Genomic DNA, 18296 nt, shown 5'->3' on the forward strand with positions numbered 1-18296 from the left:
ACTATGAAAAAAAATATATTCAGATTGATCGTGATTGCAACAGCTTCCTCCCTTTTGCTGACGCAGTCCTGTAACGATAAATTTTTACAGCTAAGTCCCGAAACTGAACTATCGAACGACAACTCCTTACATACCGAAACAGAGCTGACATTATACCTCAATAATCTCTATAACCGCTATATTCTAGGGCATGGTTCGGGCTGGGCTGATGCTAAAGTCAACCCCAATGTTGTTGGCGGTAGCCATTTGTTGGCATCCGACTTTATGACTGACAATATGGTCCGCTACGGCAACATTAGTAGTATGATGGACAACACCTTTATTCCGCCCAATGCAGGTGGTTCAGTTGACTGGACATGGGAAAACCTGCGCTCCGTCAATTATTTCATCAAAAACTACCGCAATGCATTGCCAGCGGTGAATAATGATGCCACGCGATTGAACAAATATATTGGTGAAGCCTATTTCTTTAAGTCGATGGATTATTACCGCAAGCTTATGCTTTTCGGCGATGTGCCCTGGCTTTCAAGCGACCTCAACATCAACAGCGAGGAATTATACAAACCACGCGATAAACGAACGGTGGTTGCCGACTCGTTAATGAAGACCATCGATCTGGCTGTTGCTGGTCTAGAAGGTATTACTGGCCGTCCAGACGGACGTATCAATCAGGATATGGCGTTGTTTTTAAAAGCGCGAATTGGTCTTTTCGAAGGCTCGTTTAGGACCTATCACAACGAGCTGTCTCTACAAAGCACAGCAAAACCTTTTTTGGAAGCAGCTGTGAATGCTTGCGAAAAAATCATCGCATCAGGTCGCTATCAATTGTATGCTACGGGCGAAACTCCTTACTGGAAATTATTCACATTCAAGAAAGATCCAAATTCCGATGGCAATAAAGAGGCTATCTTAGCCCGTGTTTATGATGGTACTGTTGTCGGTCACGCAACGCAGCGTTATTGGGATCAGAACAACAGTATTTCTGGCGGACGACCAGCTGGCGGTGCAACACGAGGCCTGATCGATGAATATCTGTGTATTGACGGTAAACCGATCTATACGTCAGGATCCGCAGGCAGCTACACCGCCAACCCACTTTTCAAAGGCTATGATGGTCTATGGTCCGAACTCGAAAACCGCGATCCACGGCTAAAGCAGACCATTAATTATCCGGGGGAAAACCGGTCACTATTCAATAGGACTGACGGTACAACCAGTCTGGAGAAAAATGGCATCACCTATCCTCGATTATCGTATAATGTGAGCGGCGGCACAACTGTTACGGGTTATCTACCCATTAAGCATTGGATGGGTGACCGTACCGAAAACGAAGCGACAACAAACGGACAACAAACGGCCATTGAATTCCGATATGGAGAGGTATTGCTGATGTTAGCAGAAGCAAAAGCCATTTTAGGCACGCTGACACAGAATGACCTGGATCGGACGATCAATCTGTTACGCCAACGTGCAGGATTTGACTTTGCGAAATACCCGAGCAGCAAGCTCGAGCTTGGCAACCTTCCTGCTGATCCTAGGCTTGATGAGATCTATGCTGCAAAACTTGATTATTCCGTTAGCCCCATCATCCGTGAAATCAGACGCGAACGCCGTATTGAAATGGTGTTGGAAGACCGTCGTTACGAAGATTTGATGCGCTGGAAAGCGGGCAACCTGATGACAGTGCCCTTACGCGGCATGAAATTTACAGCTGAAAAAGGAAAATTGTACGATGGGACACATACCGCCAAACCTATTATCGCCCTAAAAGAAGAAGTCAATAAAGACATCTTTTTGGATAATAACGGGTTTATCATCGCTTATCCACGGAGTGCCAACATTACAAATGGTGTCGCCTTATGGGCAGACTACCGATACTACTGGCCGTTACCTTTATATGATCTCACGTTGGACGGTAATCAGCTGGTTCAGAATCCAGGATGGCTGGGCGCAAAATAATATGAATAAAAAAAAAATAACATCATGAAAATTAAAGTATATATCTACCTGTTGATTAGCCTCCTATGTGTAACTATGGGGTTGAACGCATGCAAAAAGGATCTGGGGCCTATTAAAGACAATTTAACTGTTCGGGAAGCTGTACTTTCTGGAGGTTTCATGCAGATTCCTGTTAAAATCGGAACGCCGCTTCAGATCAATCTGGCAGTCAATCCGGGAAACCGCAGCGTCACACAGGCGACCTATACCAACAAACATCCAGAAATTGCAACGTATAGCAATACGGGATTGGTTACCGGCTTAACCGTCGGCAAAGATACCGTCACCATACGATCTGGCGAACTGAATGTCTGGTATATAGTCAATGTAACCAAGTAATAGTCGGCATTCACCATGCTCGAAAAAATAATGGTAAGAGATGACCATTTGTTTATTTAGTGTTTAGTTTAGACTATCAGACAAACCCGTCTGGTAGTCTTCTTTTGACAAAATAACATCTATTCATTTTACCGTTTTTCAAATTATAAAAACGATTGACTTAATTGTAAACTGCAGTAAAACAAACCCAATTTCTTACTATAAGCTTGTATTTTGAATAATTATAAGCCACCAATATACATGAACAATTATAAATTATTTACTTCAAAAATTATGACACAACAAACAAGAAAATGGATGCAAATCCTGAAAGGACTTGCATTGTCCACCACAGTCCTATTCCTTTTTTTCGCGTGCTCCAAGCCCTTGGTAGAGCAAAATTCACCAGAAACACTACGATTAAAGGCGTCATCAAATGGCGTTATTGACACATCCCTGGCCAATCTCACCTTTGTGACTAATCCCGTAAATCTCAATATCGTCATGTTTCTCCCCACAGACAATCCAGCCTTACCCGGCTACAAAACACGGTTATCTCAACTATTTGTCCATTTCCAGGATTGGCTGCATAATGAGATGGCACGTTATGGTTACAGCAGTTATCTGGGGCTGGCAAAAGATTCTGCAGGCCTAGTTAACATCATTGAAATCCCTGCCGCAGGAGCTCAAGCGGACTACCCCTATAGCTCAGCCGTATCCGCTGGTAAAATTATAAATGAGATCAATACGTACAGAGCTGCCCATCCAAGCCAATTTTCATCCAATAATCACTATCTTGTGCTATTGCCTGCAAGAACAGATGGCGATAACAGCCAACCCTTCTATGGCTATGGAAAATACTGCTTTGCAGTAGATAATTCCTCCATGTCTGTCAATGGAATTCCAAACCCTAGCTCAAACTATCTCGGCGGCATGCTACATGAATTGGGCCATGGATTAAATTTGCCGCATAACCGCGCTAAATATGTCAGTGAAGAACCTACATTGGGCACATCACTGATGGGAAGCGGCAATGTGAGTTTTAGCAAGGGACAGCCTACTTTTCTAACAGGCTCCGATGCAGCAATTCTCAATAGAAATGAAGTTTTTCAACCTGCAGTAGCGACAGCTACCCCTTACCAAACACCTACATATTCTGTACAACCTCAATTTGCCATTGATAACAGTCAACAAAAAATCTTTATTACTGGAAATTATACGTCCAATTTGCCTGTGAGTGAGATATTGGTGTATATGGATCCCAATGTGAACAATGAAGGTACAGGAGCCAACAAAGATTACAATGCAGTTACCTGGAAATTTGCCCCCGTTTCCTCTGGTGTCATCCAAGGTACTATAGATCTCAATGAACTTTACTACAAAAGCAATACACCTTATGAGCTTAAGGTCAAATTATTATTGCAAAATGGCTACACAACATCCAATGTTTACGAATTCAACTATGTCAACGGGCTCATGACGACCAATCAAGATTCGGTGTATACCTATTCCAATGCGTCCTATGCCGGTGTGAAAGGAAGCTTTGGCAAAGGGCAATATACCACCGCAGATTTATTGGCCAAAGGGGTGACAGACAATAGCGTCTCCTCCATTAAAGTTGGTGCTAATGTTAAAGTGACGTTATACAATAACGATAATTTTACAGGCGACAGTCTTGTCGTCACATCATCGTCTTCTTATCTTTCGACTTTCAACGATAAGGTTTCATCCATGAAAGTACAAAACCGTTAAAAGATTTGGGAAATACAATGCATAAATTAATTTTAAGGAACGCAGGGCCATTGCTTGTCGTGCTATTAGCGTTGGTCGGGTTGAACCTGCAGGCGCAGCCCGCTCCCTGGTTCACCGACGGGAAATTCGGTCTGTTTCTACACTGGGGGCTCTATTCCCAGACCGCAGGCGACTGGGACGGCCATCCTACCAAAGGCGGCGAGCATTTTATGCTCTACGAACGCATACCCGTCAAGACCTATGCAAAGATTGCCGATCAGTTTAATCCAACGGGCTTTGATGCCGACCGTTGGGCTCAGATGGCCCACGATGCCGGCATGAAATACCTGGTGATCACAGCCAAGCACCACGATGGTTTTGCGGTGTACAATTCGGCCGTCAGCGACTATAACATCGTCAAGCGTACCCCTTGGGCAAAAGATCCAATGAAGGAGCTTGCTGCAGCCTGTAAGAAATATGGTCTGAAGCTCTGTTTCTACTATTCCCTTGGCCGCGACTGGGAAAACCCAGATGTGCCCACCAACTGGCCAGTTAAAGCTGGGCGCAGCAATACCTGGGATTATCCCGATGAAGATGCCAAAGACCTCAACAAATACGTTGAAAATAAGGTCAAACCGCAGCTGCGCGAATTGCTGACACAATATGGTCCTATCGGTATTATTTGGTTTGATACACCCGAGCTGATCACCAAAAAACAAAGTCAGGAAATCAAAGATCTGATTCATTCCATTCAGCCCGACTGTATTATCAACAGCCGGATAGGTAATGGACTTGGCGATTATGCCGTTGTTGAGCAGTCGCTGGTTTCTACTGCACGCAAGAACTGGGAAGCCTGCATCACGATGAGTGAAAACTGGGGTTACAATAGACATGACACCAAATGGAAAAGTCCGGAGCTGCTGGTCCGCAACCTTATTGAAGTCGTGAGCAAGGGGGGCAACCTGCTGCTCAATGTCGGCCCCAAAGGCGATGGTACCTGGCCAGTCGAAAGCCAGGAAAACCTACATACTATAGGAAGCTGGATGAAGACCAACGGCGAAGCGATTTACGGCACCACGGTCTGGGGTGGCGCCAAGGAAGCAGCACAAGCCATACAGACCGACAAAAAGATAGCCGAAAAGGAAAAAGCGGGCATGAAAGATGCCGTGAATGATGCAACGTCAAAAGAAATCGTATCAGACTATCGTTTTACGCAGAAAGGGAAAAGTGTTTATCTTTTTGTACGTAGTCCGTCAACCGCTACGATCGACATCCCGGAGCTTGCAAAAAGTGGCCGCGACATCAAAAGTTTAACGCTTCTCGGCAGTTCCTCAAAGGTGAAATGGACACAAAGAAGAGATACGCTACAACTGTCTTTACCCACTATCAAGAACCCAGAAATCCCGATTTACGTATACAAGATCGAAGCAAAGTAGCCGTTCCGGGATCTTACAGCCCTCAAATAGCTTATTAAGTAAAAACCAAAGGCAGCCATTCTTTAGGAGATTGGCTGCCTTTTTAACATGGTTGCAATTCGATAATGGTATGAAGCAAATTTATTGGATCACACCGCCCAATGTTGGATCGACACCCACTCTCGGGTTGCTCAAGCCTGATTTAAATGCACCGATGGCCTCCTGTCCATTGGTGAAACGCCAATCTGTTTCTTTATTAATATTAAACCATACGAAACTTCTTATTTTGGGAAACTGTGTTTCCAGCTGGGCAAACATTTCGTTAATCCAAGCTGCTTTATCGCCACCTGACGATGAACAGCCCATTTCAGCGATAAAAATCGGTTTGTTGGGGAACGTCGTCGTTAACTTATTATAAAGTGGGCCGAAAACCTGCGCAAAAGACTGCCAAGACGACCAGCTTTGGGAGGTCCCAAAATTGTAACCATCCATACCGATCAAATCCACATAGTCATCACCCGGATAGTAGGATTCTACCATTTGCGGATTTTTATTGCCATTGGCATTATTAGGTGCCCAGACCCAACGTGCATTTGTACCACCTGCCGCTCGAACCTTATCGTGCACATAGCGAAAGGCTTTGATGTACGTAGCAACGGGCACAACTTGATCATTCTGCATGCTCCAAGGGTACCAGTCACCATTAAATTCATGTGCAAAACGCAAGATCACTGGTTTACCAAATTTGGCCAACGCTTCTCCATAGCGTTTGATGTCATTATCGTATTTTCCTGACATCAGTGCATCGAGGCCCATCATAGGCTCCCATGTCACGTGCGGTACATAGCCCGCCGCAGAAGCTTCCTGGCAAAATGACAAAGGAAATTCGCGATTACCATCCGCAGTCCAGCCATTAAACATCATGGCCATACTCGGTTTCTTGCCAAATCCGTTGTAGAAAGACATCGGAGTTCCCGAATCATCAAAGAATCCCCAGTATAGCAAGCTAGCATCAGTTTTTTGACTTACTTCGAGCGTAACAACGCTCGATTTTCCACCAAAAGATAGGACAAAAGATGCTGTGCCAGCTTGTGCCGGAACTCCGCTAATTTTATACAACAATGAGCCATAGCCTTTTTCCAAACGCCCTTGCTGCAAAGTTGCTGTCAATCCCAACACACCCGTTGAAGCGATGGAAGTTCCATTTTCAAAGGCCGCCCCATTACCACCGGCATAGGGAAGATATACTTCTGCCTGGTAAGTAGCTCCTGCAACCGCAGTTTTTGATACTTGCATAAATGCTGCATCCAACGACTGGACCTCAGCAGTTCCGTTAATAATTTCCGCATTGTTTTTCGAGCAGCAGCATAGGTAAAAACAAAGTGTTATCAGCAATAAATATGATTTTTTAGCCATCATTATGATATAATTGTTATACGTTAATTTTTACTTTACAAATAGAATGTCATCAAAATAGATCGTTTCATCCTGCGGAACATTCCAGTTATTCAATCGCCAGCCGAATTTTCGGAAAGTCGTACCTTTGCTCCACATCGGCTTACCGGAACCTTTACCAATCGGAATTTTATAATATGTCCATTCTTTTGTCACAATGATCCCAACACCGGCGAAGTCGTTTCCATAACCATCAGGCATTCCGTCACCCATTAGGGCCATTTGTATACCTTCATTGCCAGCACCGGAAGTCGTCCCTTTGGCCCAAAAAGTAATATAATTATAGCCCTTATCTTCAAAGCCTACCGTATTGACCAATCCTCCTGGGGAGTAATTATTCGCTGCATATTTGAGGGCTAACGAAGAAGTTCCCCGCTTAGAAACGCTGGTGGATATCGACTGGGTAGAGCCATAATCATCACCATCTTTATTAGCCCCAATATTAGCCCCATAGGCATCGGTAAATACCTGCAGGGCAAGGTTTAAGTTGACCAGTTCAAAAGTACTTTTCGTCGTACCAAATGGCGTCATCAGGTCGATCGTTGAGCGCGAGATGCCATCCATCTCAGGCACCCTTACCTGTAGACTGTTGGCTGACTGACCAAGAATAGGGATCGCCGTTTCGCTGTTGGAAAACTTCAGCGCCGTGACTTTGTCGAGATTCTGTCCGGAGATGGTAATAGTATTTCCCGCTGTCACATTGATCTCCGATGTCGTATTTGCCGATGGGAATAAACCGGCAATATTGATATCCACCAAAGTTATCGCGCGTTTTTGATCCAGGCTAAACCGGCTTGGATTGGCAATCTGCACCGCAACAACCAAGTGCTTACCAAAGTTGGCCGGGTCCGTAATGACACTGTTGTCCACCTCGAGATAAAAGCTTGCAGATCCATTTTCCGGAACATCCAATTGCTTGGGCAGGCTGTAATTTGTTGCAGGCAGCGCTTTGTAATCTGGACCAAGGGTACCCTGTTTCAAAAGTTGATCCAAGGTATCTGTATTAACTTTAATATCCACACGATAGGCACCTTTTGCAGTCCCGGACAAGGAAGCGCCTAACATGATTTTTGTTTTATTCGATTTTTCATCAACGACATAGTTCATTCCCGTTGGGCTGATTCCATTGGATGATCCCGGAACGGGATAGATCGCATTTGATCCCATGGAAAAATTAACGCTCTGTGGCATATAAATGAGCGAATCGCCATAATCCTTAGCCGAATCATCCTTTTGACAGGCCATAAATGTCAGGGCCATAGCCCAGGCGATGAGCATCCCGTATATGCTATTTTTTTGATTGAGTATTTTCATCTGTTCATCATTAGTGACAAGTGACTCCAACCCTGATTTTCCAAGATTTGCTTCACTCCTCTTTTTATTTCTTCATCTTCTTTGAAGGTTCCGGCAACATTTAATCGCCGATTTTCACTCTTCTTTTTCCCGATTAGCGCCTGCTTTTACGTATCGCTATTTGCAAAATCCACCTGCGCAATTGCTCTTACCAGCCTGGGTTCTGAGCCAGTACACCACCGGTGATATGGATTTCAGCCTGCGGAAAAGGATAGAAATTCATTTTCGGCGCTATGAAAACCCGATTTTGAACCTGCCTCGTCCCATATTCCAACGCACCAGAAGCTGTTTTAGTGACCGTAACGCCATAGATCGGTTTGTTCAATACGTTGGCTGCATCGCCCCAACGGATCAGATCCCAATACCGGTGATTTTCAAAGGCCAGCTCCACCTGCCGTTCGTGTTTGATTGCTGTGCGCAAATCAGCTTTACCGCTAACCTGCACAGCAGGCATATTGACCCCCGGACGAGCACGCAGTTTGTTTATAGCCTCCCTGGCGCTAAGCCCCCAGCCATTGGCCTGGTCGGCTCCATAGGCTTCATTCATCGCCTCCGCATAAATCAACAGCAGGTCGCCATAGCGAAAAAGCGGCCAGTTGTGCGGATTGGTAGCGTTATTGACCAGATTGACGTTGTCATTTACAAACTTTTTCAGGTAATACCCTGTCCTACTGGCGTTGGTTCGTCTCCTATCGTCCGATCCACCAGCGGTCTGATCGATTGTACGGTTGTTCCAGTTGCTGCCATTGACCACGACCGAATAGCCCAAACGCGGATCCCGATTTTCATAAGGGTTACTTGCTGAATAGTTGTCCAGCTTTTCGTAGGCCGACACCAAATTCTCGCTTGGTGTGACTCCACTCAATCCTCCGGGTGTCGCAATCGGATAATTTGCACGTTCTAGATCGTTGCTAGCCGTGTAACGGATCGCCATAATTGTTTCAGCACTGTTTAGCGTATTGTTACCGAGAAAGTAATTTCTGTAGTTATTGTCAAGTGCGTTTCTTCCGCCCGCATCGTCCATGCGATCGGCAAACTGCAGTGCCTCCGCAGCGGCCTTTGCAGCACGCTGCCATTTGGCAATATCATTACCGGGATTATGCAGCGGGCTGGCGGCATAAAGCAATACACGCGCTTTCAGCATAAGCGCAGCGCCCTGATTAAAGCGGCCATCCAGATTCGTAAATTGCGAAGTTTTCCAGTTTGGTTGCAGGTCTTTTACATGGCTATCGACAGACGTCACGATATATTCGACGACCTCCTGAAACGAAGAAGCTGCAATAGCTGGCTTCTCATTCACATTGAACGTTTTGGTCAATAAAGGCACACCGCCATAACGCTTGATCAGCTCAAAATAATAGTAAGCCCGAAGCACATGAGCTTCAGCAATAGACCAACCCATGGAAGAGACATCGTTGAGATACTTGGTACGCGACTCCTGCGTGATGGTATCACGATTTACTGCCAATAGGGATTTGTAATCACCCCCTTTTTTGTCGAGATATTCCAAAAAATAATTTGCTGCATAAATGCCCGAATAATACATATTGTAGCGATCATCGGGGTTATTAAACGCACCCCAGTTGCCGTTATTAAACAGGTAAACATCTCCTGATGTATTGGTCTGCTGAGCTTCATCGGTAGCCGCAGCAAAAAGATTTCCGTCCAAGGCCGCAAATTCGTTGCGCTGGGACAGATAGGCATAGGGCGTATTGGCCAGCTGCATCAGACTTGTGTAGTTGCCATCGATATTATGCTCTGTAGGCTGCGTGTCGAGACGCGTATCCAAAAATGACTTCCCACAGCCTGAGAGACTAAGCGCTGCTATCGCAATCGCTATTTTAGTGGATATATGATCATGTAAATACATGGGATAAACAATTAAAAGGTAAACGAAATTCCTAGATTATAAGATTTCAGCGCCGGATAGCCCGCAGGTGTCTCCGGGTCCATTCTGTATTTCCGGTAGAGTGAAGACCAGACAAACGGATTGACGGCAGTCAGGAACACCCTGAACTTCTGCAGCTGCATTTTCTCCGATACAGCCGATGGTAAGGTATATCCGACCTGCAGCGATCTCAATTTGAGAAAGTCCGCATTTTTCATCCAGAAGGTTGAATTGGTATAGTTGTTCGCATTGCTCTGCGTTGTTAAACGCGGAAAAGTTGCGCTGTTGCGTGTATCAATGCCTTCCGTTGGATAATAAGCCCAAGCGTTTCCGGCAATGGGATAAATCGTTGTATTTCCCACAAAAGGAACGACCTGATTGTAGGTTGCACCCAATAGGTTAATATCCATACCCGCTGCCCCCTGAAATAAAGCAGACAGATCAATTCCCTTATAAGCTAGGCCAATGTTGAGTGCATAATACCATTTGGGATAGGCCGGCTTGCCAATAGCTGTTACGTCGCTCTGATCAACTAGTCCGTCCTGATCCAAATCTTTATATTTCAGATCCCCCGGCTGCACCGGACCAAAGCCCGGTTTGGCAAGTCCATTTTTCAAGCTTCCGTCGGCATTGAAATCCTCAAACTGGTAAAATCCGTCTGCCACCAGCCCCATAGGTGTACCGATAGCAAGGCCAGTGGTGTTGGAGAAGGCATTTTTATTGGGTATTTCGGCCTGATAAACGATCTTGTTCTTCGCATAGGTCGCCATCATGCCCACATTCAGCTGCATCGCTCCGATCTTTTCATGATAACTTAACCCCAGCTCGACACCTTGATTGTTCACCTTACCAATATTCTGAAGCGGCAACATATCTGCGCCTGTATAGCCCAGGTAGCCTGCAACAAGGTTGTTCCGCGTGATTATGCCCGATCTCCGATCATTAAACCAGGTCGCCTGAAATTCGATATTATCGACCAGGGTGAGATCCAGTCCCAGTTCGTATTTCATGCTTTGCTCAGCCGTAATATCCGGCGTAGCCAGCCGGCCTAATCCCAGTCCACCATTAAAAGACAGACTGTTGTTGCCCGTTACACTGCCAGGAAGGAAACGATAATACTGTTGATAAAGGTATCTACCCTGCAGTGTCTGGTCGTTACCAGTCTTTCCCGCTGCTAAGCGCAGCTTGGCATAGTTGATCACCGGATTATCTTTAAGGAAATCCTCTTCCGATAGTACCCAGCTCAAAGAAGCCGCAGGATACAGTTTCCAGCGATGTCCCGGTGCGTATGAATCCGATCCGCTGTATCCCCAGCCGAGTTCGGCAAAATATTTATCTTGATAAGCATAAGATGCCCTTCCAGAAAACTGCTGATAGTGGTAGGCAATTTTTGATGCATCCTCATTTGCATCGGGGATCATATCACTTGCGTAATAATTGACGACAGCGTTGATCCGATGCGTTCCAAACTGTCGTTTGTATCCGGCCGAGAGATTGGACTGCCGCCAGGTCAACTGCCCATAAGGGGTATTGCTTCCAAAAACAAGCGGTGTATTTTGATCGGCGGTCGCCTGTTTACCTTCGTAATAACGGGCATAGGTGGCAGCCTTATTCTGGATCACACGCGACCAGGTGTTAAAAGAAACCGCCTGTTCAAGGTATAATCCTTCCGTCAGGAAGCTCAGATCTTCGCGTAGGCTAAAGTTCCCTTGTAATGTACGGTCATGCGAGGCATACATGCCCAAGGCATTCAGTTCCGCAACTGGATTGTTTGGATAAAGTGCATTACCCGACCATTGTCCTGTCAGCGCATCGCGCACGGGATAAATATTATTTGGGTAAGTCGTCAGCCGCTTCCAAAAATTCTGTGCGTTGTCGTACGTGTTGTTGCTAAAGGGCTGGCTATAACTTTCGATGCGCCCGCCCAGATCAATCTTTCCTGTAAAGATTTTAAAGAATTTCAGGTCCACATTGGAGCGTAGGTTGTACCTTTTGAGGCCTGTATTTCGGCTTGCTTCAGCACCACTTGGAATATTGAAGAGGCCCGTTTGATCCATATAATCCAAGTATAGATTATATTTAGCCACCTCCTTCATTCCCCCCTGCATATTGACATAGGTATTGGTATACCGGCCGTTATCCCGCAGCGACTCGTTGAGCCAGTCTACATTGGTTCCGGTTCCATCCTTGTACTGCTGCAGGGCTTCATCGCTATAGGTCGGAGACCACTGAAAGCGGTTGCCATTGAGCGCATAGGCATCGTTACTGATCGCCTGATTGTACAGATTGGCGTACTGATAAGCGTCGTAAGGCTTTCTGATTTTTACGGCCTGCTGAATGCCAGACACTACCTGGGCATCAATACGGAAGGTATCAATATTGGCCCGTTTTGTCGTCACCCACAACACGCCATTAGCGCCTTTCATGCCAAATGTGGCTAAGCTGACAGGATCTTTCAAGATTGTCACACTTGCAATCTCACCTGCTGCAAGGTATTGAAAATAGAAAGACATATCCACTTGGAAGCCATCTACGTAACAGACCAGGGCAGCCTGATCGTAAGTTGCCCTTCCCCGCATCAATAACGTTGCCTGATCATATCCGGGCTGTCCATTGGTTTGCGTTACCATCAGTCCGTTCAGGCGTCCATAGAGGGTATTGGTCAAATTGGACGCAGGTATCTTTTCCAGTTCCTGTCCACGTACTGTGCCATAATTTTTCACCTTTTGACTGTCCGTAGAATCCGGAGCAATCCATTCGCCCGGCTGCTGCGCCTTCAGCGATGTGCTTCCCGACCAAACGGCAAAAAGTAAGGCGGTAGCCTTTTTTATCATTGAATAGGTATTCATAGTTTAAAGTCTTCTAATAGGGTCAGTCTTATCAATTAATAGCCCGGATTCTGGATCAGATAACCTTTGTTTACCTCAGCTTGGGGGAAAGGATTTAACAATTGCCTAGGATGCCAAAACCCATTATAACGTACCGCATTTCCAAAATTGGTATTTCCCGAAGGCAAAGCGTCACCACCATTATTAAAAACCAGAAAACGGATTGGTCCACCAATGATGCCTTTATCGATCTGACTATCCTTCCAATGTTTCAGGTCGTTAAATCGATATTTTTCCTGAATAAACTCGATAGCCCATTCCCGTTGGATAATTTTGCGCAGTTTATCTTTATTGGTCTCGGTGACAGCTGGCAGTCCGGCACGCTGATGGATTACGTTAAGGCGGCTGAGTGCTTCGACAGGTTGCCCCATTTCGTTATACGCTTCTGCCGAACTTAAATAATATGCCGCCAGACGGAAAATCGGAAAGTCGAACCATTCGCGACGTCCTGCTTTATAGTAAAACTTTGTCGGCTGCCCGGCACCGAAATGGTTGACATCCTTATAATGCTCGTTCATGTGCCAGATGGGATCGCCTGGATTATTGTCGGCCTGCATTTCCCAACCATTGAAATCAGCGCGCATACGTGGCTCCATCTGCTTAAATTTGGTGAGGTATTCCGAAAACGGTGCCGTTTGCCCGACCCCTGGCCAGCTCTGCTCGCTGCCGTCTTCCTTGTAATAGTTTTCCAGCATACTGCTCGATAGCACCGCCCCATTGGCCTGATAATGGTAGTTGACCACGTTAAAAATATTGTATGGACCAGCACCTCCAGACGATGGCACCTGCTGTTTAAATGCTAAGATCACTTCCCGGTTGCTCGGTGTGGAGGTGGCTGTACCATAGTCAGCCAGCGGATTTCCTGTGTTGATGATATGCAGTCCCCCCGCCCCTTCGGCTTCTTTGATCAGGGCTTCACTAGCCGCGAGCGCAACATTCCAACGTTGTGGATCATTGTTGCCAAAGCAAATCAGCGCATTATTAGCGCCCAGCTGTAGATAAGGTGTTGCATTGTTGAATAAAGGACGAGCCGCATAGAGCAAAGCTTTTGCTTTAATCGCTAGTGAAGCCGATTTGGTCATCCTGCCCAGCGAATTATCGGCCCAGCGTGAAGGCAAAATCGCCGCAGACTGATCACACCAGCTTACAATACTATCCAATACGTTTTTTATCGGAGCACGCTGGATGGCCAGTTCCTCCAGATTGTTTAAGGAAGTCAGTGGAAAACTTTTTGAGATTATCGGCACCCCGCCATACATGATAAACATTTGCGTATAGCGGTAAGCGACCAGCGCCTGCATTTCAGCTTGTACGATTTTCTTATCCGCATCGCTCATATCAGGCACGCGGCCAATATTCTCTTTTACCAGGTATGCTTTACGGATTGCCTGAAAGTTATCCGTGTAACCATCGTTGCCATAGCCGCCATTAGATCCCATGTCCTGACTATTGGAATTCGGCGTAAAGCCGCCGCCAAGAATAGATACCGCCGCCACGCTGCCAGGGATCTGCACCCAAAAAGCCTGACTGCCCGCCAGCTGATCATCGGTGCTCGGTGAATAATAACCGTTCCAATTCAGCCCCTGGCGCAAAGAAGCGAAGTAAGCGCCGGCAATTGCATTATAAGCGTTGGAAGACTGGTTAAAAACGGTGTCCACTGTTGGGCTTCCTCCCGGAGGAACCTGCAAAAAATCTTTTTGGCAAGATATACTGCTTCCCAGGATCACCATGGACACAGAAGCAAACAAAGCCTTTTGCCAATAGCGTTGTATTATATCGATCATATCTGAAAGTTTTAAAATGAAATGTTCACACCTAGGTTGTATGTTCTCACAAGCGGGAATATATAGCCATTGCTATTTTGACTGGTAGACTCGGGATCAATCCCTTTCACGAGTTTGGTCCAGGTCACTAAGTTATTGCCACTCGCGTAAATCCGCACCGAACTCAGTCCAACACGCTGCAATAGTTTGCTGTCGCGGACGGTATAGCCTACAGAAGCATTTTTTAAACGTAGAAAGTCTGTTGAGCGCAGCCAAAATGTACTCCGTACTTTCGAGGCTTGGGATACACCGTCAATAGCATTTAGTGCCGGGTAAAGGATCTCCTGTCCACTTTCATATTTTTCCTGCGTCCATCGACCATTATTGACTTCTTCGACGATGCGATTTCCACCGTAGTAGGTGTTACTGATATCGTAAGAGCCTTTTGCGGTACCGATAAATAGTGTATTTAAGTCCCAGCCCTTGTAGGTTACCCCCAAACGAAAGTTGTACGAGATCAGTGGAAACGAAGGATAGCCAATCGGTATCATATCGCTATTATCGATGATACCGTCACCATTGATATCTTTATAACGCAGGTCACCGACATCCACCAGATTGCTAAATGTATTGTAAGGACGGTTGGCCAATTCGGCAGCATTGTTGTAAAAACCATCAGCGACCAATCCTTTTGGCTGGCCGATCATATAACCCGTCTGGTTCATCCACGGGTAAGGGAAAGCAGCCTCGGCCATATAATCGATTTTATTGCGTGCGTAAGAGAAGTTTCCTTTCAGGAAGTAGGTAAAATCTTCGCTTAACTTATCGTCCCAGCCCAGTTCAAACTCCCAACCGCTGTTGCTTACGCGACCGACATTGGAAACCGGCGTACCGGCAACGCCCAGATTGGCCGGTATAATGCTCGGCTGAACGAGGATATCGGAACGTTTTTCGTTAAAATAAGTGCCTGAGAAAGACAATTTATCGCGAAAAAATTTCAGATCCAGCTGTACATTGCTCTTTTTTGCCCGTTCCCAGGTAACCACCGGATTGCCGACCGACGATTCAATAGCCCCCGGAATGTGTGGGTTGGTCGTCGATCCGTCTGTATTTCCAAAATAATAGCCATTGTTCTGATCCCCTAAATTCCATGAATTGGCCAAATAGAGGTAGCGCATAGCACCGATCTGATCATTGCCGACCTCACCATAGGAAGCTCTGATCTTGGCAAAGCTCAAAAAGGTATTGTCTCGCAAGAAAGACTCTTTGGAGATAATCCAGCCAGCAGAAAAGGCCGGAAAGAAACCAAAACGATTACCCGGAGCAAATTGTTCGGTCCCATTGTAGGCCATATTCACCTCGGCCAAATAGCGCTCAGCATAGTTATAGGTCGCCCGCCCAACTAAGCTCATTAAACCCGAAGGTGTATTAAAGGCCAAGTTGTTGTCAATATATTTATGGGCATTCGCCAATAGGAGTCCCGATATGTTATGTTTCCCAAAGTCGCGGTTGTAGTCTACACCAGCTTCATAATACATTTTCCGGAAACTGGAATTGAAAAGGTAATCGGTCAGGCTGTTGTCGGTACTGACCATGCCACCGATATAGACGATTTCCGTCGGATTTTGTGGATTGCGGTAAGCCGAATAGGTCGGTACGCCTGGCGTCACCGTATATCCTTTTGCGTAATTATCGTCATAGGCAACTGTAAAATGCGATTTGAGACCACGCGTAAGGTAGTCCATTTTATGCTTTAGCACCGTTTGCGCACTTAGGTTGGTCCCCTGTGTGACGCCGTAGCCGCGCGTCACAAGATTGAGCGGATTAATGACCTGGCTTGGAAAACCTCCATTTCCCCCTCTGACCGTCCCGATCGGATTCGTTGCGCTGCCGTCGGCTCCAAGAAAGTTCAATACGATGCGTCCATCAACGATTCCGGGCGATATAAAAGGTCCATGTTTGAGGTTGAGCAATATCGCCTGATAACGTGAAGCCAGATCGGAACCCTGTACGTTGCTAAAATTATCCGACTTGGGGTTGGCAATTTTATTCTTTAGGAACTGCCCGCTGATGTTGACGCTGATCTCCAGGTTTTTGACCACCTCAATATCGAAATTATTGCGGAAAGTATATCTAGAGAATTTCGGATCCACATCTGCTCCCGCTATTTTAGTATAGTTCAGAATGCTCGTCTGATCAAAATATCCTATCGAGCTAGCGTATTTAAATCGTTCGCTGCCCCCCGAGACATTTAGATTATATTGATTTTGACGGCCTGTGCCATTGAAGAGTTCTTTGTACCAATCGTGACTGGTGTAATACAGTGCCGGGCTGTTTTGCAGCTGTTGCTTCTGTTGCTCGTTGAGTGGCATGGCTTCAATTTCGGCTGCTGTATAATCGCGGTTGTTCTTAAATTTCCAAAGCTCGTCTTCCGAAAACAACATATTGTTGTACACTCCATTCCCCGATGCATCCAGTTTGCGGATCGATTCATTTCTGCTGGAAGCAAAGTCATGCGAATTCGTCATCCCCATGAGCGATGTAGCGCGTGTAAATCCCGTGTTGGCCGAAAAACTAAAAGCAGGTCTTCCCGAGCGGCCCCGCTTGGTGCTAACGATAATCACGCCATTAGCCCCACGGATACCATATACCGCTGTCGCCGAGGCATCCTTTAAGATACTGACGTTCTCAATATCATTTGCATCAATGGCATTTAACATGGTAAAGGGATTTTCGGCTGGTTGTTGCACACCATCAATAACAACGAGCGGATTGGCCCCATTCAACGTTGATATCCCGCGGATACGCAAGGTTGTCGCATTTTGCCCGGGTTCGCCACTGTTCTGTATCCCTGTTATACCAGGAGCCATACCAACCAGCATATTGCTGACATTGGCTACGGGAGTCTGCACTAGATCTTTCCCCGCTACCACACTGACAGAACCAGTTACGGTAGGCTGCTTCTGTCTACCGTAGCCGACAACCACCACCTGCTCCATCTGGATATTATCTTTATGCAACTGGATGTTAAGCACTTTCAAATCGCCCACCACCCTACGTTGGGGCAGGTATCCGACGAAAGTATAGATAAGCGTATCGGTGGGAAGAGCTTTTATCGAATAATCCCCCGTGGCATTGGTCAATGTCACATTATTCGAGTTTTTGACGCTGACATTAACGCCGGTCAATGGACGCCGCTGCTCATCCACCACATTTCCAGAAATGCGAGTTTGTGCGTGAGCCATGCAGGTGATTGACGCCATAAATATCCCTAAAAAGGCCACCTTTTTAGAAAAATGCACTGTCGAGCGTTCAAGACAGGTCGAATGACTGTCAGTGGACAAACAAATCATATTTATCAGTTCGTTTATAATTTAGAAATTATTTCCCTTACAGTAACCTGAGTGGTTAATCAAAAAATTGGTTACAGCATAGCATCAAAATTAAGATATTGGCTATGCCCAAAGGGTGAATTTTAGCAGAATAT

10 protein-coding genes are annotated in these 18296 nt (G+C 46.0%); 4 read left to right on the forward strand and 6 right to left on the reverse strand.

Annotated elements, in window-relative coordinates; genetic code table 11:
- Nucleotides 1-3: 3 nt before the first annotated feature.
- The 4 genes from BGP15_RS16630 (at nucleotide 4) to BGP15_RS16645 (ending at nucleotide 5483) form a co-directional block, all read left to right on the forward strand.
- Nucleotides 4-1959 (forward strand): RagB/SusD family nutrient uptake outer membrane protein, encoded by a 1956-nt coding sequence (locus tag BGP15_RS16630; RefSeq protein WP_286770179.1) that lies wholly within the window; start codon nucleotides 4-6, stop codon nucleotides 1957-1959.
- Nucleotides 1960-1983: 24 nt separating this feature from the next.
- Nucleotides 1984-2337 carry an Ig-like domain-containing protein gene (locus tag BGP15_RS16635; protein WP_286753010.1) on the forward strand — a complete coding sequence of 118 codons (354 nt, stop codon included), beginning with the start codon at nucleotides 1984-1986 and terminating at the stop codon, nucleotides 2335-2337.
- Between the two features lie 273 nt (nucleotides 2338-2610).
- Nucleotides 2611-4068 carry a beta/gamma crystallin family protein gene (locus BGP15_RS16640; RefSeq protein ID WP_286770180.1) on the forward strand — a complete coding sequence of 486 codons (1458 nt, stop codon included), beginning with the start codon at nucleotides 2611-2613 and terminating at the stop codon, nucleotides 4066-4068.
- A 17-nt stretch (nucleotides 4069-4085) separates the two neighbouring features.
- Nucleotides 4086-5483: an alpha-L-fucosidase gene (locus tag BGP15_RS16645; RefSeq protein ID WP_286770181.1), complete on the forward strand. Its 1398-nt coding sequence runs from the start codon at nucleotides 4086-4088 to the stop codon at nucleotides 5481-5483.
- Nucleotides 5484-5603: 120 nt separating this feature from the next.
- Here the strand turns inward: BGP15_RS16645 and BGP15_RS16650 are convergent, their stop codons facing one another.
- The 6 genes from BGP15_RS16650 to BGP15_RS16675 form a co-directional block, all read right to left on the reverse strand.
- Nucleotides 5604-6758, reverse strand: a complete 1155-nt coding sequence (locus BGP15_RS16650; protein WP_286770182.1) for a glycoside hydrolase family 26 protein — start codon at nucleotides 6756-6758, stop codon at nucleotides 5604-5606.
- 150 nt (nucleotides 6759-6908) lie between these two features.
- Entirely contained in the window at nucleotides 6909-8231 is a 1323-nt protein-coding gene (locus BGP15_RS16655) for a DUF1735 domain-containing protein (RefSeq protein ID WP_286770183.1), read from the reverse strand.
- Between the two features lie 187 nt (nucleotides 8232-8418).
- A complete protein-coding gene (locus tag BGP15_RS16660) occupies nucleotides 8419-10140 on the reverse strand; it encodes a RagB/SusD family nutrient uptake outer membrane protein (protein ID WP_286770184.1) in 1722 nt (573 codons plus the stop codon).
- An 11-nt stretch (nucleotides 10141-10151) separates the two neighbouring features.
- Entirely contained in the window at nucleotides 10152-13007 is a 2856-nt protein-coding gene (locus BGP15_RS16665) for a SusC/RagA family TonB-linked outer membrane protein (protein WP_286770185.1), read from the reverse strand.
- A gap of 35 nt (nucleotides 13008-13042) precedes the next feature.
- A complete protein-coding gene (locus tag BGP15_RS16670; RefSeq protein WP_286770186.1) occupies nucleotides 13043-14830 on the reverse strand; it encodes a RagB/SusD family nutrient uptake outer membrane protein in 1788 nt (595 codons plus the stop codon).
- A gap of 11 nt (nucleotides 14831-14841) precedes the next feature.
- Entirely contained in the window at nucleotides 14842-18153 is a 3312-nt protein-coding gene (locus BGP15_RS16675) for a SusC/RagA family TonB-linked outer membrane protein (protein WP_286770187.1), read from the reverse strand.
- Nucleotides 18154-18296: the final 143 nt, after the last annotated feature.

The organism is Sphingobacterium sp. 40-24 (assembly GCF_001899705.1).
In the GTDB taxonomy this organism is placed as follows: domain Bacteria; phylum Bacteroidota; class Bacteroidia; order Sphingobacteriales; family Sphingobacteriaceae; genus Sphingobacterium; species Sphingobacterium multivorum.